Origin of the sequence: Pseudomonas sp. Pseusp3 (assembly GCF_047304225.1) — a bacterium.
Lineage (GTDB): Bacteria > Pseudomonadota > Gammaproteobacteria > Pseudomonadales > Pseudomonadaceae > Aquipseudomonas > Aquipseudomonas fluorescens_CD.
The window spans coordinates 1-7,427 of sequence record NZ_JBGLYV010000171.1 but is presented as its reverse complement, the minus strand read 5'-3'; the positions used below and the strand labels follow the sequence as shown (position 1 = coordinate 7,427).

General features: G+C 59.3%; 6 protein-coding genes. 1 reads left to right on the top strand and 5 read right to left on the bottom strand.

All coding sequences use genetic code 11. The features are described from left to right. Positions 1-186 precede the first annotated feature (186 nt). Positions 187-993, bottom strand: coding sequence for a class I SAM-dependent methyltransferase (locus ACCD00_RS29595; RefSeq protein WP_413428761.1), 807 nt, complete (start codon positions 991-993; stop codon positions 187-189). A 171-nt stretch (positions 994-1,164) separates the two neighbouring features. Between ACCD00_RS29595 and ACCD00_RS29590 the strand changes: the two genes are divergently transcribed. Then, on the top strand, positions 1,165-1,545 hold the full coding sequence (locus tag ACCD00_RS29590; protein WP_413428760.1) for a hypothetical protein: 381 nt from the start codon (positions 1,165-1,167) through the stop codon (positions 1,543-1,545). Positions 1,546-1,574: 29 nt separating this feature from the next. Here ACCD00_RS29590 and ACCD00_RS29585 read toward each other — a convergent pair whose 3' ends face one another. The 4 genes from ACCD00_RS29585 to ACCD00_RS29570 all read right to left on the bottom strand — a co-directional run bounded on the left by ACCD00_RS29585 (position 1,575) and on the right by ACCD00_RS29570 (position 7,341). Further along, positions 1,575-3,008: a sigma-54-dependent transcriptional regulator gene (locus ACCD00_RS29585; protein ID WP_413428759.1), complete on the bottom strand. Its 1,434-nt coding sequence runs from the start codon at positions 3,006-3,008 to the stop codon at positions 1,575-1,577. Continuing rightward, on the bottom strand, positions 2,977-4,470 hold the full coding sequence (locus ACCD00_RS29580) for a sensor histidine kinase (RefSeq protein ID WP_413428758.1): 1,494 nt from the start codon (positions 4,468-4,470) through the stop codon (positions 2,977-2,979). The genes ACCD00_RS29585 and ACCD00_RS29580 overlap by 32 nt, the downstream gene beginning before the upstream one ends. Positions 4,471-4,572: 102 nt before the next feature. Then, complete coding sequence (locus ACCD00_RS29575; protein WP_413428757.1) at positions 4,573-5,721, bottom strand: SCO family protein; 1,149 nt, start codon at positions 5,719-5,721, stop codon at positions 4,573-4,575. A 174-nt stretch (positions 5,722-5,895) separates the two neighbouring features. Further along, entirely contained in the window at positions 5,896-7,341 is a 1,446-nt protein-coding gene (locus ACCD00_RS29570) for a sensor histidine kinase (protein ID WP_413428756.1), read from the bottom strand. Positions 7,342-7,427: the final 86 nt, after the last annotated feature.

The window sequence follows — 7,427 nt, the reverse complement described above, 5'->3', positions numbered from 1 at the left end:
GTAGAGCAATGCCCCCGGATGAATGCCGGAGCGAAGGAACCCCGAGCCCTGGCGAGGGGCCGGACGTTCGGGGCGAGACCTTTTGGTTCCTTTTGTGTCGTTTGACAAAAGGAACTCGCCGTAAGGGCGAAACCCCAAGTCGCCGTTACCAAAAAACCGGATATGTACACAGTCAACAGCCGCTACTCAGCTCTTCACCACCACCCACGTAAAACACAACGGCAACTGCGCTGCCTGCTGCTGATAACGGTCATAGAGTTCTTCGCGGTTGGAGTGCGGGTATTCCTTGAAGTGACGAATCTGCAGCCCTGCCGCAATGGCGGCGCTGAAGAGGTCGCTCAGGGTATGGACGAACCAGTAGGATGCCGCCGATGGCTGTTCGATCCTGCCTTCGTAGACGATCGGTTCGTGTTGCACGAACGGTTCGCGACGGAAATATGAACTGTCCAGGCGAAAAGGATCGGTTGCCTCGGGGTCGAACATTTCCAGGAACGGGTGGGTTTCGTACACCACCAGCGCCCCACCCGGCTTCAGCGTGCTCGCCACATGGCGGAAGAATTCGCCGATGTCAGGCATCCAGTTCAAGACCCCGATGGTGATCAGCGCCAGGTCAAAGCGCTCCTGCAGTTGCGCAGGCAGGTGGTGAATGTCCGCTTCGATGAATTGCGGCGCATGGGGCGAGCGGGACGCCAGCTCCCGAGCCTGCTCGAGAAATGCTTCAGACTGGTCGACACCCACCACGCTGCGCGCGCCCAAGGCGAACAGTGACAGGCTTTCGCGGCCGTTGTTGCAGCCCAGTTGCACCACCTCCTTGCCGTCGACGCCTGTCTGGGTCAGCAAAGCGGTCAGGGTCTCATCCAGGCAGGAAAAATCCGCGTGCGCCACATCCTTCAACAAGGCTTGCCATTCGCCGGAATCCTTGTGGTGACGGGCAGAGTCATTCCAGGCCTCGCGGTTACTGGCGATGGCTTGTTCTTTTGTCGGCATTTCCATTGCACGCTCCAGGGTTCGGGTCGTCGATTTGACCGGCCGAAGTCTAGATCAACCCCATCCTGGCAGATGTTGCGAACTTGTAATCCGCGCAGCGCCGACGACTGCCCACGGCGACAGCTATAGTTAATGACCTTGGGGACATGCGGTTAAACCGATTTCGCAGGTGTTGCCATGAAAATAATCGACCTGAGGCTTTTGCTCGCCGTCTGCCTGAGCGCGACCGCTGTCGCCCGTGCCGACGACTTGCCAGCCACCACTGACTACAGCAGTGAATTCAACTATTACGGCGCCGACCAACCCTTCGCACACCCCGTACCACCGTCCATGAGCAGCGTGCCGCCGGGCACATACATTCCGACCGCACCCGGGGATTTCATCCCGGTTTCAAGCGAGCATGTGTTCTACGATTCGCGCCTGCCGACCGTGGCCGACGCCACGGTTCGGGTGTTTATCCGCTCCTACGATCCGGAGCATGGCGTCTACGTGAACCAGGAAGTCGAGAATCCCGATTGCATGCTGTCCTGCCTGAGGCAGGGCCCGGTGTTGCAGTGAGCACCAGGGGGCGTTCTCAATCAGTTTCCCTACCACTGGCGTTTGTCCGGGCGGGCGAGGCCGAGTTTTTCGATCCGGTAGCGCAACATGTCGCGGCTCAGACCCAGCAGGCGTGCCGATTTGGTGACGTTCCAGTCGGTCTTGTCGAGCATCTTGCGCACCATGTCGCGCTCCACTTCCGGCAGGTTCATGGATTCGCTGCTGTTGTAGGACGGACGCGGTTCGCTGAAGTGTTGTGGTTCGTGATGAAACTTCGGTGGCTCATCCACCAGGCTCAAGCAAACGTTCAGTTGATGGGCGGCAATGGTGTCGCTTTGCGCCAGCAGCACGGTTTGCTCCAGCATGTTGCGCAATTCGCGTACGTTGCCCGGCCAACTGTAGCTGAGCAGCAACTCTTCGGCCTGGTCGCTGAAATGCAGGTTCGGCTTGCCGTAGCGTTTGCCATGCAGTGCCAGGAAGTGCCGGGCCAGCAACAGGATATCGGCACCACGGGCATACAGGCGCGGTACCTTGATCGAAATGATGCGCAGGCGGAAAAACAGGTCGCGGCGGAATTTGCCCTGCTGGACCATTTGTTCAAGATTGCAGTTGGTGGCGCTGATCACCCGCAGGTCGACCTTGCGCTCCTTCACCGAACCGACCCGGCGAATGGTCCGGTCTTCCAGCAGTTTCAGCAGCTTGGCTTGCAACAGCAGGTCCATTTCACCGATTTCGTCGAGGAACAACGTGCCGCCATCGGCCGCTTCCACCAGCCCCATGCGACGATCCTTGGCGTCGGTGAAGGCGCCCTTCTCGTGGCCGAACAGCTCTGATTCCACCAGATTGGACGGGATCGAAGCGCAGTTGAATTCAATGAACGGGCCCTTGCTGCGCGGGCCGTCGAAATGCAAGGCCCGGGCCACCAGTTCCTTGCCGGTGCCGGTCTCGCCTTCCACCAGCACCGGCGGCAGATCGCTGTTGGCCATCCGCCGTTCGGCGTCGAGCAACTGGCTGATGGTGCTCTTGAGGTACGCCATCGGGGCCGACTCGCCAATCAGTGCCTGCACCCCCGACTTCTGGGCCTCGCGCTCCTGGTAAAACGACAGCGTGCGCTCCATGCGGTCGGTGGCCAGGGCCTTGTCCAGCAGCAGTTTGAGCTCCGGCAGGGCCACCGGCTTGGTGACGTAGTGAAAAGCGCCCTCTTTCATCGCCACCACGGCGTCTTCGACGTTGCCGTAGCCGGTCATCATGATCACTTTCAGATCCGGCGCACTGATGCGCAGCTTCTGGATCAGGTCGTGACCACTCATGCCCGGCAACGAGTTGTCGGTCAGTACCACGTCAGGAGCGAAAGAACCCAATTGCTCCAGTGCATCTTCAGCCGAGTGGCAGACGGTCACCTCGAAGTCCTTGCGCTCCAGGTAAGTCTGAATATTCTCGGCGAGGATTTCGTCATCCTCGACCAGCAGAATGCTGTGCTCCATACTCCCCTCCCGTTGCCACTCTGAAATTGAGACAAACGCGGGTTCCTTCCTGCTCCCGGCTGGTCAGTTCGACCGAACCGTCAAACCGCTCCATTATTCTTTTGACCAGGGCCAGGCCAACGCCCAATCCGCCTTGTTTGGTGGTGAAAAACGGCTTGAAGACCATTTGCTGTTGTTGTTTGGACATCCCCTTGCCGGTGTCGGTCAGGATCATGCTCACGTCGCCAGGAACCGAGGAGTCGATCTCGATCTTCAGCACGCCCCCTTTGGGCATGGCTTCCAGTGCATTGGCAAACAGGCTATTGAGTATTTGCGTGAGCAGCACCTGTTGGCTGACGACCGGTGGCACGCTGGCGGGAGAAAAGCGCACCTCGACGTTCGAACGTTTGATCAAGGACTCAAAGGCACTCAAGGTGTCTTCCAGGGCCAGTACCAGGTCGACCGTTTCGAAGTCGTCATTCATCGGTCGCAACGACACCAGCAATTCACGGACCCAACGCGACATGCGGTCGACCTGACTGATGATGTCGCCAATGTTTTTCTGTGCGGTCTGGCTGGCGATGTCCTGGGCCAGTTCGGCGCTGGAACGGATGTTCGCCAGCGGATTGCGCAGGCTGTGGGCCACCGCCGAGGACATTTCCCCCAGGGCGACAAAGGTTTCGTTGGCGATCAGTTGTTTTTGCTGGCTCTGCAGCAGTATTGCCGCGCGCCGGACGATCCAGAACAGCCCCAGGTAAATGGCCGCCCCACCGATCAGGGTGGCCAGCCAGATCGCCTTGAAGCCACGCTGGATGCGTTCCACCAGGTCCACCGGTTCCTTGTAGATCTCCACCATGGCAATCACTTTGCTTCTGTCGGCGTTGAACATCGGAATGTAGTTCTCGACGAACAGGTATTCCGGTTCGCGCAGCAGACGCTGTTCGGGACGTTCCTCATCGATCTGGTGGTAGCTGGTGGACACCGGCGATTTCATTTCGAAGGACTCGTCCAACTCACTGTCGTCTTCGATGCGCACGCCGATCAACTCGGCGTTGGTCGACCAGACCACGGTGCGGTCCAGGGCATATACCGTCGCCAGCAGGATGTCCGGCAGATGCTCCACATGGTCGAGAAACTCGACGCGCGCGGCGGCCCGGGATTCGGGGTTGATGTCGGGATCGGCATGGTCCAGGCGCGGGTCGAGCATTTCACCCATGGTTCTGCCCGGCAGAATCCCGGCATGACGGATTTCGGCCTCGCCAATGGATTGAATGAACTGCGCGGTCAGCATTGAATCGCGCTCGATGCTTTCATCGACCACAAAGCGCGTGGAGATGTAACCCAGCCCCAACGCCACCGCGGCAATGATGAAAAAGCTTGCCAGGGAGAACCAGCGGAGCAGGTTGAACTGCGGCCGCCACCCCTTGCGCGGTGCTGCCGGAGCCTGCGGCGCAGCTACTTTTTGTTGTTCCAGTATCTGCATGGCGGTGTCCTGGATGCTTGAAATCGAGCCTGTTCAGCCGCTGTCTGCATCAGTGTAGGTGGCATTGATAGCAACTGACTGGCCAATGTAATTTTCTTGACACTATTGCGCCTGGCTCATCTCGGGTTGCGCGACCGAATGATGGTGCTCAGGCTCCTCGTTACCACTGGCCGCTGGCGGATGCTGACGGTCAGTCTCTTCATGCAGGAAATCGATGATGGACCGGGCGGAATGCTCATCCAGCCGCAGGTTGGGCATCGGGATCCTGTTGTAGCTATCGAACAGTTCCATCGCAATCGGGTCCTTTTCCACGAGCATGCGATCCGGTTCGCGGATCCAGCGGATGAGCCAGGCCAGTTCGCGCCTATGGGTCACGCCGATGAGGTCCGGGCCGATGCTGCGCAAGCCGATGCCCTGTCCATCCAGCGGACCGAGGCTGTGGCAAGACGCGCAACGGGTGCGGAACAGCTCTTCGCCATTGCTCGGCGGGCGGATTTGCGGAGCATCGGCGTAGCTTTCTTCGACGCTGGGCTGCTTCCAGTTCTGCAGGGTATTGGCCAGTTGGTCGGCCAGCATCCACGGGTTTTCGAACGGCGAGGCTTTCATCCAGCGGCCCGTTTCCTGGTTGCCGACGATCAGGCTCAGGTTGTGGTCCTTGTTGCGCCCGTTATCGATGCCTTCAATGAACAATCCCAGTTTCTTGCGCAGCTCGGTGACGTCGGCGAACTCCCCGGTGAGGAATTTCCAGCCCGGCCCGACCTGGAAGCGTTGCGCATAAGCCTTCAGCACTTCGGGTGTATCACTCAGAGGGTCGATGCTGATGGAATAGAAGAAGATGTCCTTGCCGACCCGATCCCCCAGCAGTTTCTGCACCTGGCGCAGGCGCGCGGTTTCCAGCGGGCAGGAGTCACTGCACGAGGTGAAGATGAAGTTGATCACCACCACCTTGCCTTTGATCATGTCATCGAAAAAACGCAGCTGCTGGCCGTCCTGGTCAGTCAGCAGGGTGTTGGGGAAATAGTTGCCGCCCCACGGGGTATCGGCTTCAGCGACAGCGGGTACGGGAGTGGATGCCGGAGCAGGTTCGGGCGTCGATAATGGCTGGCTGGCGACCAGCAGCTGGCTGGCCAGCAAACCGGTCACCAGCATCAGCACCAGGTGCATGCCCAAGGCCCGCGAGCGTGGTGAATGCAGCTTCAAAGGCGTAAACGCTCCTGAACGCTTGAAGTTGTAGCGCGCTTTTTTTGCCATCACCAGCCGCCTCGCAATCGTGTAGGAGGTGATGGTGACGATGCAAGGACCTCGCCAACTTTTTGACTGACTTATATAAAAGCATTAACACTCGATAAAACAATGGCTTATCAAAATCAATATGCCATTGACCATGGAAATGACCGGGGACTGACCCCCACTAACGGGGAATGTTCATGGGGCCAACTTGAACGACAGACGAACAGTGGTGCCCGCGCCTTCGCGACTGTCGAGGGTCACTACACCACCAAAACGCTCCATGATCCGCTTGACCAGCACCAGCCCGACGCCCAGCCCGCCCTGCTTGGTGGTGAAGAACGGCCGGAAGGCCATGGTGCGCTGTTCTTCGCTCATGCCTTTGCCGGTATCGCTCACCCTCACGCTGACGCGCTGCGCATCTGGCGGCTCGATCTGGATGGTCAGTGTACCGCCGTTGTCCATGGCTTCCACCGCGTTAGACAGCAGGCTGTTGAGGATCTGGGTCAGTTGCACCTGCTGGCTCAGGACCATGGGCGTCTGGTCCGGCTCGAACACCACGTTGACCTTGGCCTTGCTGATCTGGTGCTCGAAAGCCATCAGGCTGTCATGCAGTGCCGCCACCAGGTTCACGGGCTCAGCCTCGTCATTGAGCGGTCGCAGGGACTGGAGCAAATCCCGGACCCATGTCGACATGCGATCGACCTGGCTAATGATGTCGTTGATATTCCCGTGTGCCGGACCGTTGTCGAACTCTATCGCCAGCTCGGCGCTTGAACGGATGGTCGCCAACGGATTGCGCAGACTGTGGGCGACCGCCGAGGACATTTCCCCCAGGGCCACAAAGGTTTCGTTGGTGATCAATTGCTTCTGCTGCGTCGCCAGCAGGATCGCTGCCCGCCGCACGATCCAGTACAGGCCCAGGTAAATCAGACCGCCGCCCAGGGCGGTCGCCAGCCAGATCAGCACCAGGCCGCGCTCCATGCGGTTGATCAGGTCCTGCGGTTCCTTGTATACCTCGACCATCGCCGTGACGGTGCGGCCATCGACATCGAACAGGGGAATGTAGTTTTCGATGAAGAGGTATTTGGGTGGCACCCTGAACTTCTGCTCCATGCGGGTTTTGTCGACATCGTGGTAGCTGGTCGACACAGGTAGCTTCGAGCTGAACGCCCGCTCAAGGTCCTCATCGCCTTGGATCGTGGTGCCCGTCAAGGCCGGGTTGGTCGACCAGATCACCATGCGGTCGGGGGCATAGATGTTGACCAGGATCACGTCCGGCAAATTTTCGATATGGTCGAGGAAATCACCACGGGCACTGGCGCGGGCCAGCGGGTCGACGTCTGGAAAGTCCTTGTCTTTTCGTGGGTCGAGCAAGTCGCCCATGGTCCGGATGTTGGGAATCGGTGCATGGCGCACCTCGGCCCACGCAATCGCCTGAATGAATTGTGAGGTCAATAGCGCATCGCGCTGCACGCTTTCGGTAATCACGAACCGCGTGGATACCGCCCCCAGCGCCACCGCCACAGTCCCGATCACCGCCATGCTGACCAGCGAAAACCAGCGCAGCAGATCGAACGGCTGCTTGCGCGTGTTCAAGCGGACTTCGCTTTCGGTCGCAAGCACTTTGGCGATTGTGGTCATGGACACGGTTCCCGGTTTACCCCCCTATAGGTTTATAGCCCACCCATGGCGGTTTGCCCGAACCTGGGTACTGCGACTCCCCATCC